This window comes from Acidovorax sp. SDU_ACID1 (assembly GCF_045291395.1).
Lineage (GTDB): Bacteria > Pseudomonadota > Gammaproteobacteria > Burkholderiales > Burkholderiaceae_C > MR-S7.
In genome coordinates, this window is the sequence record NZ_CP152342.1 from 2,539,165 (window position 1) to 2,554,068 (window position 14,904).

Annotated in this window: 14 protein-coding genes; 8 read left to right on the forward strand and 6 right to left on the reverse strand. The window is 69.7% G+C overall.

Going from position 1 to position 14,904, the window contains the following annotated elements:
- Nucleotides 1-32: 32 nt before the first annotated feature.
- The 6 genes from AAG689_RS12505 (at nucleotide 33) to AAG689_RS12530 (ending at nucleotide 6,940) form a co-directional block, all read left to right on the forward strand.
- Nucleotides 33-2,642 carry a 4Fe-4S binding protein gene (locus tag AAG689_RS12505; protein WP_406626217.1) on the forward strand — a complete coding sequence of 870 codons (2,610 nt, stop codon included), beginning with the start codon at nucleotides 33-35 and terminating at the stop codon, nucleotides 2,640-2,642.
- Nucleotides 2,639-3,910: a nitrous oxide reductase family maturation protein NosD gene (locus AAG689_RS12510; protein ID WP_406626218.1), complete on the forward strand. Its 1,272-nt coding sequence runs from the start codon at nucleotides 2,639-2,641 to the stop codon at nucleotides 3,908-3,910. Before AAG689_RS12505 ends, AAG689_RS12510 begins: the two co-directional genes overlap by 4 nt.
- A gap of 4 nt (nucleotides 3,911-3,914) precedes the next feature.
- A complete protein-coding gene (locus AAG689_RS12515; RefSeq protein ID WP_406626336.1) occupies nucleotides 3,915-4,820 on the forward strand; it encodes an ABC transporter ATP-binding protein in 906 nt (301 codons plus the stop codon).
- 161 nt (nucleotides 4,821-4,981) lie between these two features.
- Complete coding sequence (locus AAG689_RS12520) at nucleotides 4,982-5,797, forward strand: ABC transporter permease (protein WP_406626219.1); 816 nt, start codon at nucleotides 4,982-4,984, stop codon at nucleotides 5,795-5,797.
- A complete protein-coding gene (locus tag AAG689_RS12525) occupies nucleotides 5,794-6,336 on the forward strand; it encodes a nitrous oxide reductase accessory protein NosL (RefSeq protein ID WP_406626220.1) in 543 nt (180 codons plus the stop codon). Before AAG689_RS12520 ends, AAG689_RS12525 begins: the two co-directional genes overlap by 4 nt.
- Nucleotides 6,308-6,940 carry a nitrous oxide reductase accessory protein NosL gene (locus tag AAG689_RS12530; protein WP_406626221.1) on the forward strand — a complete coding sequence of 211 codons (633 nt, stop codon included), beginning with the start codon at nucleotides 6,308-6,310 and terminating at the stop codon, nucleotides 6,938-6,940. Before AAG689_RS12525 ends, AAG689_RS12530 begins: the two co-directional genes overlap by 29 nt.
- A 108-nt stretch (nucleotides 6,941-7,048) precedes the next feature.
- Here the strand turns inward: AAG689_RS12530 and AAG689_RS12535 are convergent, their stop codons facing one another.
- Both AAG689_RS12535 and AAG689_RS12540 read right to left on the reverse strand, forming a co-directional pair.
- Nucleotides 7,049-8,479 (reverse strand): DEAD/DEAH box helicase, encoded by a 1,431-nt coding sequence (locus tag AAG689_RS12535; RefSeq protein WP_406626222.1) that lies wholly within the window; start codon nucleotides 8,477-8,479, stop codon nucleotides 7,049-7,051.
- Between the two features lie 7 nt (nucleotides 8,480-8,486).
- Nucleotides 8,487-9,401 carry a LysR substrate-binding domain-containing protein gene (locus AAG689_RS12540; protein WP_406626223.1) on the reverse strand — a complete coding sequence of 305 codons (915 nt, stop codon included), beginning with the start codon at nucleotides 9,399-9,401 and terminating at the stop codon, nucleotides 8,487-8,489.
- Nucleotides 9,402-9,513: 112 nt separating this feature from the next.
- On the opposite strand from AAG689_RS12540, the gene AAG689_RS12545 reads away from it, so the two are divergent.
- The gene (locus tag AAG689_RS12545; protein WP_406626224.1) at nucleotides 9,514-10,497 is read left to right on the forward strand and encodes a Bug family tripartite tricarboxylate transporter substrate binding protein; all 984 of its coding nucleotides are present in this window, start codon (nucleotides 9,514-9,516) and stop codon (nucleotides 10,495-10,497) included.
- Nucleotides 10,497-11,618 carry an o-succinylbenzoate synthase gene (gene menC / locus AAG689_RS12550; protein ID WP_406626225.1) on the forward strand — a complete coding sequence of 374 codons (1,122 nt, stop codon included), beginning with the start codon at nucleotides 10,497-10,499 and terminating at the stop codon, nucleotides 11,616-11,618. The genes AAG689_RS12545 and menC overlap by 1 nt, the downstream gene beginning before the upstream one ends.
- Here menC and AAG689_RS12555 read toward each other — a convergent pair.
- From AAG689_RS12555 to guaD, 4 genes are all read right to left on the reverse strand, one after another.
- Nucleotides 11,599-12,468 carry a neutral zinc metallopeptidase gene (locus AAG689_RS12555; protein WP_406626226.1) on the reverse strand — a complete coding sequence of 290 codons (870 nt, stop codon included), beginning with the start codon at nucleotides 12,466-12,468 and terminating at the stop codon, nucleotides 11,599-11,601. The genes menC and AAG689_RS12555 overlap by 20 nt on opposite strands.
- A 132-nt stretch (nucleotides 12,469-12,600) precedes the next feature.
- The gene (locus tag AAG689_RS12560) at nucleotides 12,601-12,810 is read right to left on the reverse strand and encodes a hypothetical protein (protein WP_406626227.1); all 210 of its coding nucleotides are present in this window, start codon (nucleotides 12,808-12,810) and stop codon (nucleotides 12,601-12,603) included.
- Between the two features lie 99 nt (nucleotides 12,811-12,909).
- Nucleotides 12,910-13,476 (reverse strand): dCTP deaminase, encoded by a 567-nt coding sequence (gene dcd, locus AAG689_RS12565; RefSeq protein ID WP_020227617.1) that lies wholly within the window; start codon nucleotides 13,474-13,476, stop codon nucleotides 12,910-12,912.
- A 96-nt stretch (nucleotides 13,477-13,572) separates the two neighbouring features.
- Nucleotides 13,573-14,847, reverse strand: coding sequence for a guanine deaminase (gene guaD, locus AAG689_RS12570; protein ID WP_406626228.1), 1,275 nt, complete (start codon nucleotides 14,845-14,847; stop codon nucleotides 13,573-13,575).
- Nucleotides 14,848-14,904: the final 57 nt, after the last annotated feature.

Here is a 14,904-nt window from a genome sequence, read left to right on the forward strand (position 1 = left end):
CAAGCGCTACCAGCTATCAAAACAAGAGTCCCATGATCTCCCTCGGCCCGCGGTTCGCCGCCTTCCTCCTGGCCATGCTGCTGGCCCTCGGCCTGGCGCCCCGCGCCTATGCGGGCGCCTACGAAGCCGAGCTGCCCGCCAACCTGGCTACGGCCCCCGACTTGTGCGCGCTGCTGCCCTGCGGTGAGGTGTTCCCCGGCGCCGTGCGCTTCTCCCAGCGCAAGGGCCAGCCGCCCTATGTCGAGGCCTATGGCGAGGGCGACACGCTGCTGGGCTACGTGATGCTCTCCACCGACATCACCGACACGCCCGCCTATTCGGGCAAGCCGGTGGTCACGCTGATCGGCATGGACAAGGATGGCCGCTTCGTGGGCGTGAAGGTGCTCAAGCACTCCGAGCCCATCCTGTTGCTGGGCATTCCCGAATCGGCGCTCATCAACTTCAACAACCAGTACATCGGCAAGTCGGTGGCCGACACCATCGAGGTCGGCCCCTCGCGCCCCGACGAGAACGTGATCGGCGTCGATGCGATCTCCGGCGCCACCGTGACCGTGGTCGCGCAGAACCAGGTGGTCATGGCCTCGGGCGCCGCCGTGGCGCGGCAGACCGGCATCATCGCGCCCACGGTGCGCGAGCCGGCGCGCTTCGCCGCCAGCGGGCAAAGCTACGACTGGGCCCAGCTCGTGCAGATGGGCGCCGTGCAGCGCCTGGCCGTCAAGCCCGAGCAGGTGGGCCTGCCGCGCGGGCCCGAGCCGTTCATCGAGCTGTGGTTCGGCGACCTGAACCACCCCGACATCGGCCGCAGCCTGCTGGGCAGCAACGGCTGGGGCAACCTGCGCTCGCGCCTGAAGGACGGCGAGAACGCCCTCTTCGTCATCAAGACGGCGGGCGCCGAGTCGTTCAAGGGCTCGGGCTTCGTGCGCGGCGGCATCTACGACCGCGTGCAGGTCAAGCAGGGCGCGGACTCGTTCACCTTCCGCGACCTGGATTCGTACAACCTCTACGGCCTGGAGGCCGCGGGCGCGCCGCGCTACACCGAGTCGGCCATCTTCGTGGTCCGCTCGCCCTCGTTCTCCGCCGCCTACCCGTGGAAGCTGGCCTTCCTGGGCAACCGCGTGGACCAGGCCACGGGCCACCGCAGCTTCGCGGTGTTCGAGTCGAAATACTGGCTGCCCGCCAGCGTGCTCGAAGGCGGCCGTCCCAAGGTCGAGGAGCCCGCCGCCCCGTGGGTGCGCATCTGGAAGTCGCAGGCCCTGCCGATCGGCCTGTTCGCCGCGCTGCTGGTGCTGGTGGGCGTGGTCTATGCGCTGCGCGAGAAGCTCACGCGCCTGTCCACGCACAAGAACAAGTGGCCGGTCAACGGCTTCAAGTACACGTTCTGGGCCATCAGCATCTTCTGGATCGGCTTCGGCTACATGGCCCAGCCCTCCATCACGCAGGTGCTGACCTGGTTCCACTCGCTGCTGTTCCAGTGGACGTGGTCGCTGTTCCTGTCCGACCCGTTCATCTTCCTGTTCTGGATCTTCATCATCGTCACGGTGTTCCTGTTCGGCCGGGGCCTGTTCTGCGGCTGGATGTGCCCGTTCGGCTCGCTGCAGGAGGCGATCTACAAGATCGCCGAGCACATCGGACTCAAGCGCTTCCAGACGCAGCTGCCGCAGAAGTGGCACGACCGGCTCAAGTGGGTCAAGTACGCGGTGTTCTTCTTCCTGCTCACCGTGTCCATGTTCTCCATGGGGCTGGCCGAGAAGCTGGCCGAGGTGGAGCCGTTCAAGACCACCTTCCTGGTCGGCGTGCTGAACCGCGCCTGGCCCTACGGCCTGTTCGTGGCCGCCATCCTGGGCGTGTCCATCTTCATCGAGCGGCCCTACTGCAAGTACATCTGCCCGCTGGGCGCGTCGCTGGCCATGCCCAGCACGTTCCGCTGGTTCGGCCTCAAGCGCAAGCAGGACTGCAACAGCTGCAAGGCCTGCGCCGTGGGCTGCGGCGCCCAGGCCATCGACGCCGACGGCCGCATCGACCACCGCGAATGCCTGCACTGCCTGGACTGCATGATCCTCTACACCGACGTGAAAGGCTGCCCACCCCTGGCGCGCGAGCGCAAGCGCCGCGAGAAGGACGGGCTGGAGCTCACGCCCATCGGCAAGAACGGCTACTTCATCCCCATCCATCCCGCCACGGTGGCCGACCAGATCCTGCCCAAGGCCGTGAAGGGGCCCGACCCGCGCATGCCCACCGACCCCACCCTGCCCGTGCACAAGCGCGGCGTGGGCTTCGCCAAGTGGCTGCTGCTGGAGGTGCGCGACCACCTCTGGCCCTGGAGCGCCGAGGGCTGGCGCAGCCAGCGCGCGCTGCAGATGGCGGGCATCTCGCTGGCCATCGCCGCCACGGTGGCCTGGGTGGTGGCGGCCATGGGGCAGCTCTCCTCGGGCGCCATCATCGGCTGGTGGTTCGGCTGGAGCGTGTACGAGGTGCTGATCCGCCTGTCGGGCCGCCGCTACGTGAAGGACGGCCCCTGGTGGCGCGACAATTACCGCGTTGCCGGCGTGATGGACATGATGAGCTACGTGGGATTCAAGAACCTGATGATCGGCGCCGCGCTGTTCCTGGCGCTGCAGGCCCTGGGGCTGGTGGTTCCATGAAAGGCTCCACCACCCACTTAAGCCTGGCCCTGGCACTGTGGATCGCCGGGGCCTGCCAGGCAGCCACCGTCACCGTGCGCCCGGGCGACGACCTCGCCGCCGCCGTGCGCGCGGCCCGGCCGGGCGACACGGTGGAGGTGCAGCGCGGCCAGTACCGCGCCAACCTGTTGATCGACAAGCCGCTCACGCTGCGCGGCATCGACCGCCCCACCGTGAGCGGCGGCCTGCAGGGCGACACCATCCGCGTGACCGCGCCCGACGTGGTGATCGACGGGCTGATCGTGCGCGACTCGGGCGACAGCCTCAAGGACCAGAACGCCGGCATCTACCTCTACCCCGGCGCCCACCGCGCCGTGGTGCGCGGCTGCGACCTGACCTACAACCTGTTCGGCCTGTGGATCGAGAAGGCCGACGAGGTGCTCATCGAGCACAACCGCATCACCGGCAAGCGCGACTACGCCTCCTCGCAGCGCGGCAACGGCGTGCAGCTCTACAACACCCAGCGCGCGCGCATCCTGAACAACGACATCAGCTTCGTGCGCGACGCGCTGTACGTCGACGTGTCGCACAACGCGCTGTTCCAGGGCAACAAGCTGCACCACAGCCGCTACGGCACGCACTACATGAACTCCTACCACAACCTGTGGGAGGACAACGACAGCTACTACAACCGCGGCGGCCTGGCCCTGATGGAAGTGCGCGACCAGGTGGTGCGCGGCAACCGCGCCTGGGGCAACAGCGACCACGGCATCATGCTGCGCACGCTGCAGGACTCGGTGATCGAGAACAACGTCGTCGCCGGCAACAACCGGGGCTTCTTCATCTACGACGTGGAGTACATCCGTCTCAACGGCAACCTGGTGGTGGACAACACCGTGGGCGTGCACCTGGCGGCCGGCTCCAAGAACAACGAGGTGGAGGGCAACGACTTCATCGGCAACCGCGAGCAGGTGCGCTACGTGGGCGCGCGCGACGAGCCCTGGGGCACCCGGCGCGGCAACCACTGGAGCAACTACCTCGGCTGGGACCGCGACGGCGACGGCGTGGGCGACGTGCCCTACGAGGCCAACGACATGGTGGACCGGCTCACCTGGCGCCACCCCGGCGTCAAGCTGCTGCTGGCCAGCCCCGCCGTGCAGGCGCTGCGGCTGGTGGCCCAGCAATTTCCCGTGCTGCGCGTGCCCTCGGTGGTGGATCCCCGCCCGCGCATGCAGCCCGGCAACAACGATTGGAGTGAATGGCGTGGCAAGCATTTCCCCGGCCAGTGACGGCATGGCCATCGCGCTGCGCGGCGTGAGCAAGCACTACGGTGCGCTGCACGCGGTGGACGGCGTTGATCTCGCCATCCCGCGCGGCGAGATCTTCGGCCTGATCGGCCACAACGGCGCGGGCAAGAGCACGCTATTCAAGATGATGCTGGGCCTGGTGCCGGCCACGCAGGGCGACATCCGCATCGGCGGCGCCACGGTCACCGGGCGCGGCTTTCGCGCCGCGCGTCGCCACCTGGGCTACCTGCCCGAGAACGTGGTGCTCTACGACAACCTCGACGGGCTGGAGACGCTGCGCTTCTTCGCCCGCCTGAAGGGCGCGCCGCTCGCGCAATGCCCTGCCATGCTGGAGCGCGTGGGCCTGGCGCACGCCGGCAGGCGCCCGGTGCGCGAATACTCCAAGGGCATGCGCCAGCGCCTGGGCTTCGCGCAGGCGCTGCTGGGCAGCCCGCGCGTGCTGTTCCTCGACGAGCCCACCAACGGCCTGGACCCGCAGGCCATCCGCGACTTCTACGCCACCTTGCGCACCCTGCAGGCCGAAGGGGTCACGGTGGTCATCACCTCGCACATCCTGGCCGAGCTGCAGGAGCGCGTGGACCGCCTGGCCATCCTCGCCTCGGGCAAGATGCAGGCCGTGGGCAGCGTGCAGGCGCTGCGCGAGCAGATGCGCATGCCCCTGTCCATCACCCTGGCGCTGGACGAGGGCGGCGTGCCCGCCGCGCGGCAGGCGCTGGCCGCACTGCCCCACGTCGCCTGCACCGCCGCGGAAGGCGGCCTGCGCCTGGACTGCCCGCGCGAACAGAAGATGGCCGTGCTCGCCGCCCTCGCCCCCCTGGGCGCACGGCTGCTGGACCTGCAGATCCAGGAACCCTCGCTCGAAGACGTGTACTTCGGCCTGCGCAGCATATGAGACATCCCCCTGAGCGGCTACGCCGCTTCCCCTTCTCTCACGCTGCGCGTGGGAAGGGGGACGCCGCCCGTGCGGCGGGGCGGCCCTTGCACGGCGGTCCTCGCCTGGCGGGCGCCAGTTTCAAAGGCTGCAGACGGCACGCAACGCAATAGGTCACTGAGATGGAAATCACCCAAATCCTCACCATCGCGGCCAAGGAATTCCGCGACCGCATGCGCAACCGCTGGGTGCTGGCGGTGGCCCTGGTCTTCACCGTGTTCTCGCTGGTCATCGCCTACTTCGGCGGCGCGCAGCAGGGGCAGGTGGGCTTTCGCTCCATCGAGTTCACCATCGCCAGCCTGGTCAGCCTGGTGATCTACCTGATCCCGCTGATCGCGCTGCTGCTGGGCTTCGACGCCATCGTGGGCGAGCGCGAGCGCGGCTCGCTCGACCTGCTGCTGGCCCTGCCCATCACGCGCCTCGAATTGCTGCTGGGCAAGTACCTGGGGCTGGCGGGCGCGCTCACGCTGTCCACCGTGGCCGGCTTCGGGCTGGTGGCCGTGCTGCTGTGGCGGCACATGAGCGGCGCGGCGCTCTACCACTACGGCGGCTTCATGCTCAGCTCGGTGCTGCTGGGGCTGGCCTTCCTCAGCCTGGCGGTGCTCATCTCCGTGCTGGCGCGCGAGCGCACGCGCGCCTCGGGCCTGGCCATCGCCACCTGGTTCTTCTTCGTACTGGTGTTCGACCTGCTGCTGCTGGGCCTGCTCGTCACCACCGGCGGGCAGTTCGCGGGCGACGCGTTCGCCTGGCTGCTGCTGCTCAACCCGGCGGACGTGTTCCGCATCCTCAACGTGTTCTCGCTCGACGACGTGCGCACGCTCTACGGCCTGGCCAGCGTCGTGCCCTCGTCGCTGGGCAGCCCGGCGGTCATGGGCGGCGTGATGCTCGCCTGGATCGCGCTGCCGCTCGCCCTCGCCACCTGGAGATTCAAGCCATGACCTGTTCCTGCATCACCCGCCGCCGCGCGCTCGGCACGCTGGGCCTTGCCGCCTTCACCACGCTGCTGGCCGCCTGCGGCGACAAGGCGGGCGAAGCCCAGTCGCTCGCCCCCGTGGAGATCGACCGCTCCACCAGCTGCGAACTCGACGGCATGCTGCTGGCCGACTACCCCGGCCCCAAGGCGCAGATCCACTACGCGGGGCAAGACAAGCCCGCCTTCTTCTGCGATACGGTGGAGCTGTTCAATACCCTGCTCGCGGCCGAGCAGGTGCGTGCCATCCGCGCCGTCTACGTGCAGGACATGGGCCAGGCCGACTGGAACGAGCCCCGGGGCCACTGGATCGACGCCAAGGCCGGCATCTACGTGCTGGGCGGCAAGCGCCACGGCTCGATGGGGCCGACCATCGCCAGCTTCGCGCAAGAGCCCGATGCCGCGAAGTTCGCCGCCGAGCACGGCGGCAAGGTGCTGCGCTTTGCCGAGATCACGCGCGACATGGTGGACCTGAGCGGTGGCGCCCTGCACGACACCCGCATGTAGCCGCCGCGCCCTGCTGGCCGGCGGCCTGGGCGCCCTCGCCACGCTGGGCTTCGGCGGCGCCTGGGCCGTGCGCCGCGCGCAGCGCATGCCGGCCGGGGCGCCGCCGGACGACGTGTGCATCGTCGCCCCGCCCACGCCCTACGACAGCGCCTCGGGCCTCGCGCCCACGCAGCCGCGCCCCGTTCCCACGGGCGCGCGCTGCCCGGTGTGCGGCATGTTCCCCGCGCGCGCCCCCGAATGGGCAGCGCAGCTCATCTTCTCCGACGGCGACGCGCATTTCTTCGATTCGCCGCTGTCGCTGTTCATGTACCTGCAGGACATGGGGCGCTACAGCCCCGGCCGCGACGCCGCGCAGGTCGCGGCGCTCTACGTCACCGATGCGGGAGACGGCACGGCCGCGCGCTGGACCGATGCGCGCGCCGCCTTCTACGTGCACGGCTCCGACGCCCGGGGCCCCATGCGCGCGGGCAACCTGCCGGCCTTTGCCGCACGCGAGGCAGCGCAGGCATTCGCCGCGCGGCGCGGCGGCACAGTGCTGGCCTTCGGTGCGATGGACGCCGCGCTGGTCGCCACGCTGGCCGGCCCGGGCGGGCACCGGCATTGATTCAAAAACGATAGCTGCTTGCGCTTGCAGCTCCTGGGTTTCAGCATGAAAACCACCTGAAACCCTTGCCAGTCAAGCGCTGGCAGCTCCTGCTTTTGACAAAGTGCTTTATTCGACCGGCTGCGGCGCCTTGAACAGGGCCGCCACCTTGCGCCGGGGCTTGATGTTGGCGGAGATGCCGCGGCCCGTGCCGGCGGCCTTGGGCGCCGCCTCCCAGGTGGGGGCTGCGGCGACCGCGCTGGGCTCGTAGGGCTTGTCGAAGAACGGGTCGCGCGGCGCGGCGGCCGGACGATAGCCGCCGGAGCGCGGCTCGCGGCGCTCGCGCTCGCGCGGCGCACGCGGGTCGTCCTCGCGCTCGCGGCGGTGGCCGTCGTTGTAGCGCCCGCGCGGGCGTTCTTCCTCGAACCGGATCGGCTCCAGCTCGATCTTCTTCTTGATGAGCTTCTCGATGTCGGCCACCAGGCGCGCGTCGCTGCTGGCCACCAGCGTGACGGCCAGGCCCGAGGCGCCGGCGCGGCCCGTGCGGCCGATGCGGTGAACGTAGTCCTCGGCGTTGAAGGGCACGTCGAAGTTGAACACCGCGGGCACGTCCTTGATGTCCAGGCCGCGCGCGGCCACGTCGGTGCAGACCAGCAGGTCCACCTCGCCGCTCTTGAAGGACTCCAGCGCCTTCAAGCGCTCGTCCTGGCTCTTGTCGCCGTGCAGCGCGGTGGTCTTCAGGCCGTCGCGCTCCAGGCTACGGGCCAGGCGCGCGCAGCCCAGCTTGCTGTTGACGAAGACGAAGGCCTGCTTGAGGCCGCGCTCGTTCAGCACGTGGCGGATCGCGCGGCGCTTGTCGTCGCCGTCCACGCTGAAGAAGCGCTGCTCCACGGTGGAGGCGGTCTCGTTGGGCCGCGCCACCTCGATGGTGATGGGGTCCTGCAGGTAGCTGCCGGCCAGGCGCTTGATCTCGGGCGAGAAGGTGGCCGAGAACAGCAGCGTGGTGCGCTGCTTGGGCAGGTACGACAGGATGCGCTGCAGGTCGGGCAGGAAGCCGATGTCCAGCATGCGGTCGGCCTCGTCGAGCACCACGTACTCGACTTGATTGAGCACCGCGTTCTTGGCCTCGATGTGGTCCAGCAGGCGCCCGGGCGTGGCCACCAGCACCTCGACGCCCTTCTTGAGCTCGATGGTCTGGGGCTTCATGTCCATGCCGCCGAACACCACCGCGCTGCGCAGCTTGGTGTACTTGGCATAGAGCGCGATCTGCTGGGCCACCTGGTCGGCCAGTTCGCGCGTGGGCAGCAGCACCAGGGCGCGCACTGGGTGGCGCGCGGGCGAGGCCGAGCTGTTCTCGTGCTGCAGCAGGCGCTGCAGCAGCGGCAGCGAGAAGGCCGCCGTCTTGCCGGTGCCGGTCTGCGCCGCGCCCATCACGTCCTTGCCCGTCAGCACGACGGGAATCGCCTGGGCCTGGATGGGCGTCATGTTCTCGTAGCCCATTTCGGCTACGGCGCGCTTGAGGGGTTCCGCCAGCGCAAGGGAGGAGTAGGGTTGTGTCATCAAGCCGCTATTGTCGCACTGCAGCAGAAACGGGCGCCAGCGCCTGTTGCTGCAGCCACTGGCCGAACAGCTCGCTGGCCGGGTGCTGGGCCTGCGCCCGGCGCCAGCACAGGTAGTATCCGCGGCCCGTGGAGGCGCGGATGCCCAGGGGCGCGACCAGCCGGCCCGCGCGCAGGTCGTCGTGCACCATGCACTCCTGCACCACCGCCACGCCCATGCCCGCGCGGGCGGCGTCCACCATGTTGATAACCAGGTCGAACCCGCAGCCCAGCCGCTGGCCCGCCAGGTCCAGGTGCGCCGCCCGGGCCCAGATGTTCCAGTTGTCGGGGTGCGCGGAGTGGTAGAGCAGCGGCTGGCGCAGCACGTCCTGCGCGCAGCGGATGCCCCGCGCCACGTCCGGCGTGCAGACCTCCAGGATCTCGTGGCCGATGAGGTAGCGCGCGGCGATCTGGCGCGGCCACTGCTGGCGCAGGCTGCGCTTCACGTCGATCCACAGGTCCACGTCCTCGCGCGTGAAATCCTCGTCGTGCCGGTACTGGCGGAACTCGATCCCGATCTCGGGGTGGCTGCGGCGAAAGTCCTCCAGCCGGGGCATGAGCCAGAGGTTGCCCAGGCTGGTGACCACCGACAGCTGCAGCCGCAGGCGCTCGCGCGGCTTGCGCAGGCGCATGCCGGCCGTCTCCAGCGCGCGCACGTGCCGCGCGGTCATGCGCTGCAGGTCCGTGCCCAGCGGCGTCAGCACCACCCCGCCGCTGCCCCGGATGAATACCTCCTGCCCCAGGTCGGCCTCCAGACGCGCCACGGCCCGGCTCACGGCCGCCTGGGTGACGCACAGTTCCTGCGCGGCACGGCGGAAGCTCCCGGTGCGCGCCACGGCCAGGAAGGAATGCAGTTCGACGAGGGAGGGGCTCTGGATGCGCATGGAGCGTGTGGAGGGTCTTTACATTAGGTCATCGGCCGCGACCGAAATGTCGATTGTCGGGCATGCGCCCGGCCACTAGCATCGCGGCCGGAAAAATACAAGGAGCCCTCGAATGCTGAAGAAAATCTGGCGCGCCGCCGCCATCGCCGCCAGCCTGGCGCTCGCCGCCGCCGCACCCGTCCACGCGCAGGCGGCCTGGCCGGGCAAGCCCATCAAGTTCATCGTGCCCACGCCGCCCGGCGGCAGCCCCGACATCATCAGCCGCCTGCTGGCCGACGAGCTGCAAAAGCAGCTCGGCCAGGCCGTGGTGGTGGAGAACCGCCCGGGCGGCGGCGGCGGCATCGGCATGACGGCCATCGCCCGCTCCGCGCCCGACGGCTACACCATCGGCTACGGCAACGTGAACACGCTGGCCATCAACCGCACGCTGTTCAAGAAGCTGGCCTACGACGTGGACCGCGACATCGCGCCCATCGCGCAGTTCTCGTCCACCTCCAACCTGCTCGTGGTGCGCCCCTCGCTGGAGGCGAAGAACGTGCAGGAACTGCTGGACTGGATCCGCAAGCAGCCCCCCGGCACGGTGACCGGCGCATCGCCCGGCGTGGGCACCACGGGGCACATGAGCCTGGCGCTGTTCGAGCAGCTCGCGGGCGTGAAGCTCAACCATATCCCCTACCAGGGCTCGTCGGCCGCCTACCAGGACCTGATCGGCAACCGCGTGGACATCATGTTCGACAACATCGGCCCGCTGTCCACCTACGTGAAGGCCGGCACGCTGCGCGCCCTGGGCTACACGGCCGAGAAGCGCTCGTTCCTCTTCCCCGAGATCCCCACGATGCAGGAGGCCGGCGTGAAGGACTTCCTGATGAGCGCCTGGGGCGGCATCGTGGCGCCCGCGGGCACGCCCAGGGAAGTGGTCCAGCGCCTGAACAAGGAGATCAACACCGCCATGAAGGGAAAGACCATGACCGAGGCGTTCGCCAAGATCGGCAACACCACGGTCGAGGGCTCGGTGGAGGACTTCACGCGCTTCATCCGCGCCGAGACGGACAAGTGGGCCGTCGTGGTCAAGCACACCGGCGCCTCGCTCGACTGATGAAGATCGCCCGCATCACCCTGCGCCACGTGCGCATGCCGTTCCGGCATGCGTTCTCCACGTCGCGCTGGACGCTCACGCACAAGGACGCGATCCTCGTCGAGGCCGCCACCGACGGTGGCCTCACCGGCTGGGGCGAGTGCGTCGCCCTCGCCTACCCCGACTATTGCTACGAAAGCACGGCCATCAACGCGCTGGTGCTGCGCGAGTACCTCGTCCCGCTGGTACTGGGCCGGGAACTGGCGGACGCGCAGGCGCTGTGGGACGCGATGTCGCCCGTGGCCGGCCACCGCATCGCCAAGGCGGGGCTGGAATGCGCGTTCTGGGATCTGGACGCGCAGGCGCGCGGCCAATCGCTCAGCACGCGCCTCGGCGGCACGCGCGAGCGCGTGGAAACCGGCGTCTCGGTCAGCGTGCACGACACGCCCGAGGCGCTGCTGCGCAGCGTGGAAGGCTACCTGCGCGAGGGCTACCGGCGCGTCAAGCTCAAGATCAAGCCCGGCAAGGATCTGGTGGAAACGGCCCTCGTGCGCAAGCACTGGCCCGATTTGAAACTGCAGGTGGACGGCAACGCCGCCTACACGCTGGAGCACCTGGACCGGCTCGCCGGGCTGGACGACCTGGGCCTGCTGCTGATCGAGCAGCCCCTGTCCAACGAAGACATCATCGACCACGCGCAGCTGCAGCAGCGCATGCGCACGGCGGTGTGCCTGGACGAGAGCATCCTGTCGGCCGACGACGCGCGCAAGGCGCTTTCCATCGGCGCCTGCCGCGTCATCAACATCAAGCCGGGCCGCGTGGGGGGCGTGCGCGAATCCGTGCGCAGCCACGACCTGTGCCGCGCGCAGGGCGTGCCGGTGTGGATGGGCGGCATGTTCGAGACCGGCATCGGCCGCGCGCTCAACGTGGCGGTGGCCTCGCTGCCGGGCTTCACGCTGCCGGGCGACATCTCGGCCTCGTCGAAGTATTTCGAGGAGGACATCGTGGAGGAGCCGTTCACGCTCAACGCGGACAGCACCCTCACCGTGCCCACGGCGCCGGGCCTGGGCATCCGCGTGGATGCGCGGCGCCTGACGAAATACACCGTGGCCGAGGAAACGTTTACAGCGTCTGCGCGCTGAACGTATCGCAGGCCTGCACGCTGCCGGTCTTCATGCCCTGCGTGAACCAGCGCACGCGCTGCGCGCTGGAGCCGTGGGTGAAGGCGTCGGGGCGCACGGTGCCCGTCTGCTTGCGCTGCAGCGTGTCGTCGCCGATCTGCCCGGCGGCGTTCAGCGCGGACTCGATGTCGCTCTGGTCCAGCCAGTTCTTGGCCTGCTGCGAGTAGCGTGTCCAGATGCCGGCGTAGCAGTCGGCCTGCAGCTCCAGGCGCACCGACAGGGCGTTCTGCTCGCGCTGGCTCACGCGCCCGCGCATCCCGTCCACCTTGCCCGTGGCGCCCAGCAGGGTCTGCACGTGGTGGCCTACCTCGTGGGCGATCACGTAGGCGCGGGCGAACTCGCCCGGCGCGCCGAGCTGTCGGCTCATGGTGTCGAAGAAATCCATGTCCAGGTAGACCTTCTGGTCGCCCGGGCAGTAGAACGGCCCCATGGCGCTTTGCCCCGTGCCGCAGGCCGTGGGCGTGGCGCCGCGGAACAGCACCAGCTTGGGCGGGCGGTACTGCGCCCCGCCCTGCTGGAAGATCTGCGCCCACACGTCCTCGGTGGAGGCCAGCACCGTGGACACGAAGGCGGCGCTGCGGTCGTTCGCGGGCGGTGCCTTGGCGGGGCCCTGCTGCACCTGCGGCGCGCCGCCTCCGCCCGACAGCACGCCGATGGTCGTCAGCGGGTTGATGCCGAACACGCCCCAGCCGATCAGCGCCACCACCACCGTGCCGATGCCGATGGAGCGCCCACCGAAACCGCCGCCTCCGCCGCCGCTGCCGCGGCGGTCCTCGACGTTGTCCGACTGACGATTGCCTTCCCATCTCATGAGCGTTCTCCAATGTGCGCACGGCGCAAGCCACGGATGTTACGCCCGCCCGGCAAGCGCCGCTGCCGCCCCGATGTGCGCAGCGCACCGCCCCGGCGGGGCGGTTCAAGAAAGTTCACATTCGCGGCGCGCCTACTGCGCGGCGGTCGCCAGGGTGGCCGGCGGCTGCAGCGTGCTGGTCACGTAGGTCGCGGCCGTGGCGGCGGCTTCGCGCGCATGGTGCTCCACCACCACACCGATGGCCACCAGCTGCACGAGGATGACGGCCGTTCCCACCCAGACCACCCAGGGGGAGGAAGCCGGGGCGTCGGAGGAGGAAGCGGAAGATGGGGCATATGCCATGGAAGGCTCCGGTCGTTCAACTGGAGCCGATCGTAGGCAGCGCCCCGGCGCGCGCCCGGCGGATCACCGCCCGACGCGGCGTAGGACGCGGGCGGTGGTTCAGGCCTTAGGCAGCGTCACGCCGTGCTGGCCCTGGTACTTGCCGTTGCGGTCGCGGTAGCTCACGTCGCAGGGCTCGTCGCCCTGGAAGAACAGCACCTGCGCGCAGCCCTCACCCGCGTAGATCTTGGCGGGCAGCGGCGTGGTGTTGCTGAATTCGAGCGTCACGTAGCCTTCCCACTCGGGCTCGAACGGCGTGACGTTGACGATGATGCCGCAGCGCGCATAGGTGCTCTTGCCCAGGCACACGGTGAGCACGTCGCGCGGGATGCGGAAATACTCCACCGTGCGCGCCAGCGCGAAGCTGTTGGGCGGGATGATGCAGTAGTCGCCCTCGAAATCGACGAAGCTCTTCTCGTCGAAGTTCTTCGGGTCCACCACGGTGCTGTGGATGTTGGTGAAGACCTTGAATTCACGCGCGCAGCGGATGTCGTAGCCGTAGCTGCTGGTACCGTAGCTGATGATCTTGCGCCCCTCGCTCTCGCGGACCTGGCCGGGCTCGAAGGGCTCGATCATCCCGTGTTGCTCGGCCATGCGGCGGATCCATTTGTCGCTCTTGATGCTCATGAGGTCACTCCTGGCGCGCATTCTAGGCGAGGCCGCGCCGATAGCTACCCAAATGATAGCTGCCTGCGCTTGACAGGCAAGCGCCAGAGGCCTTTTTCATGCAATGACCGTGCGCTCGATCAAACGGTCGTCGCCCAGCACGACCATGGCGAACAGCAGCTCGTCGAGGTCGCGCGCGTCGCCCGTGCGGCGCGCCAGCAGCGGCGTGGCCTGCGGGTCGAGCACGACGAAGTCGGCCTCGCAGCCCGGCTGCAGGTTGCCCACCACGCCCTCCAGGCCCAGCGCGCGCGCGGCGCCGGCCGTGTGCTGCCACCACAGGCGCTGGGGCGGCAGGCTCAGGCCCTGCTTGGCATGGCCTTCGCGCCCCACGTAGTAGGCCGCGAGCATGGTGTGGAAAGGGCTGAAGCTGGTGCCGCCGCCCACGTCGCTGGCCAGCCCGTAGCCGAAGCCCACGCGGTCGGCGCCCGCGTAGTCGAAGAAGCCGCTGCCCAGGAACAGGTTGCTCGTGGGGCACACGGCCGCCACGGCGCCGCGGTCGCGCATCAGGGCGCGGTCGTTGTCGTCGAAGTGGATGCAGTGGGCGTACACGGCGCGCTCGCGCATCAGGCCGAAGCCGTCGTACACGCCCAGGTAGCTGCGCGCGGCGGGAAAGAGTTCGCGCGCCCAGCGGATCTCGTCGCGGTTCTCGGCCACGTGGGACTGGATCCACACGTCCGCGTAGCGCGCGGCCAAGGCGCCGGCGCCGCGCAGCTGGGCCTCGGTGCTGGTGGGCGCGAAGCGCGGCGTGATGGCGTAGCCCAGGCGGCCCTGGCCGTGCCAGCGGCGGATGAGCGCCTCGGTGTCGATGAGCGATTGCTCGGTGGCGTCGCGCACGCCGTCGGGCGAATGGCGGTCCTGCAGCACCTTGCCGGCGATCAGGCGCAGCCTGCGGGCCTGCGCCTCGGCCATGAGCGCATCGACCGACTGCGGGTGCGAGGTGGCGAAGGTGAGCGCCGTGGTGACGCCGTTGCGCAGCAGCTCATCGAGGAAGAAGCGCGCCACGCCGGCGGCATAGTCCGCGTCGGCGAAGCGCGACTCGTGCGGGAACGTGTAGTTCTCCAGCCAGGGCAGCAGGCCGTCCGCGGGCGAGCCGATCACGTCGAGCTGCGGGTAGTGCACATGCATGTCCACGAAGCCCGGCGCAATGATGCGGCCGGGCCAGTGGGTCACCGGCGCCTCGGGATAGCGCGCACGCAGCGCGCTCCAGGCGCCGGCGGCCTGCACGCGCTGCACGCCGCGCGCATCGGGGGCGACGGCCAGCAGGCCGTCTTCGTCGTACAGGGCCGTGCCGTCGTCGGAAAAGCGCAGAAGCGCGGAGCGGTAGAGGTGCATGGCCCCTAGCTTAAGGCGCCGCGCGCCGCCCGGTATGCGGCGCGCGCGATAGCATTC

Bases quoted from the DNA above. Each gene is read 5' to 3' on its own strand.
- AAG689_RS12520 (WP_406626219.1), top strand. From the start codon at position 4,982: ATGGAAATCACCCAAATCCTCACCATCGCGGCCAAGGAATTCCGCGAC.
- guaD (WP_406626228.1), bottom strand. From the start codon at position 14,847: ATGCACCTCTACCGCTCCGCGCTTCTGCGCTTTTCCGACGACGGCACG.
- AAG689_RS12560 (WP_406626227.1), bottom strand. From the start codon at position 12,810: ATGGCATATGCCCCATCTTCCGCTTCCTCCTCCGACGCCCCGGCTTCC.
- menC (WP_406626225.1), top strand. From the start codon at position 10,497: ATGAAGATCGCCCGCATCACCCTGCGCCACGTGCGCATGCCGTTCCGG.
- AAG689_RS12510 (WP_406626218.1), top strand. From the start codon at position 2,639: ATGAAAGGCTCCACCACCCACTTAAGCCTGGCCCTGGCACTGTGGATC.
- AAG689_RS12545 (WP_406626224.1), top strand. From the start codon at position 9,514: ATGCTGAAGAAAATCTGGCGCGCCGCCGCCATCGCCGCCAGCCTGGCG.
- AAG689_RS12535 (WP_406626222.1), bottom strand. From the start codon at position 8,479: ATGACACAACCCTACTCCTCCCTTGCGCTGGCGGAACCCCTCAAGCGC.
- AAG689_RS12555 (WP_406626226.1), bottom strand. From the start codon at position 12,468: ATGAGATGGGAAGGCAATCGTCAGTCGGACAACGTCGAGGACCGCCGC.
- AAG689_RS12515 (WP_406626336.1), top strand. From the start codon at position 3,915: ATGGCCATCGCGCTGCGCGGCGTGAGCAAGCACTACGGTGCGCTGCAC.
- AAG689_RS12525 (WP_406626220.1), top strand. From the start codon at position 5,794: ATGACCTGTTCCTGCATCACCCGCCGCCGCGCGCTCGGCACGCTGGGC.
- dcd (WP_020227617.1), bottom strand. From the start codon at position 13,476: ATGAGCATCAAGAGCGACAAATGGATCCGCCGCATGGCCGAGCAACAC.
- AAG689_RS12505 (WP_406626217.1), top strand. From the start codon at position 33: ATGATCTCCCTCGGCCCGCGGTTCGCCGCCTTCCTCCTGGCCATGCTG.
- AAG689_RS12540 (WP_406626223.1), bottom strand. From the start codon at position 9,401: ATGCGCATCCAGAGCCCCTCCCTCGTCGAACTGCATTCCTTCCTGGCC.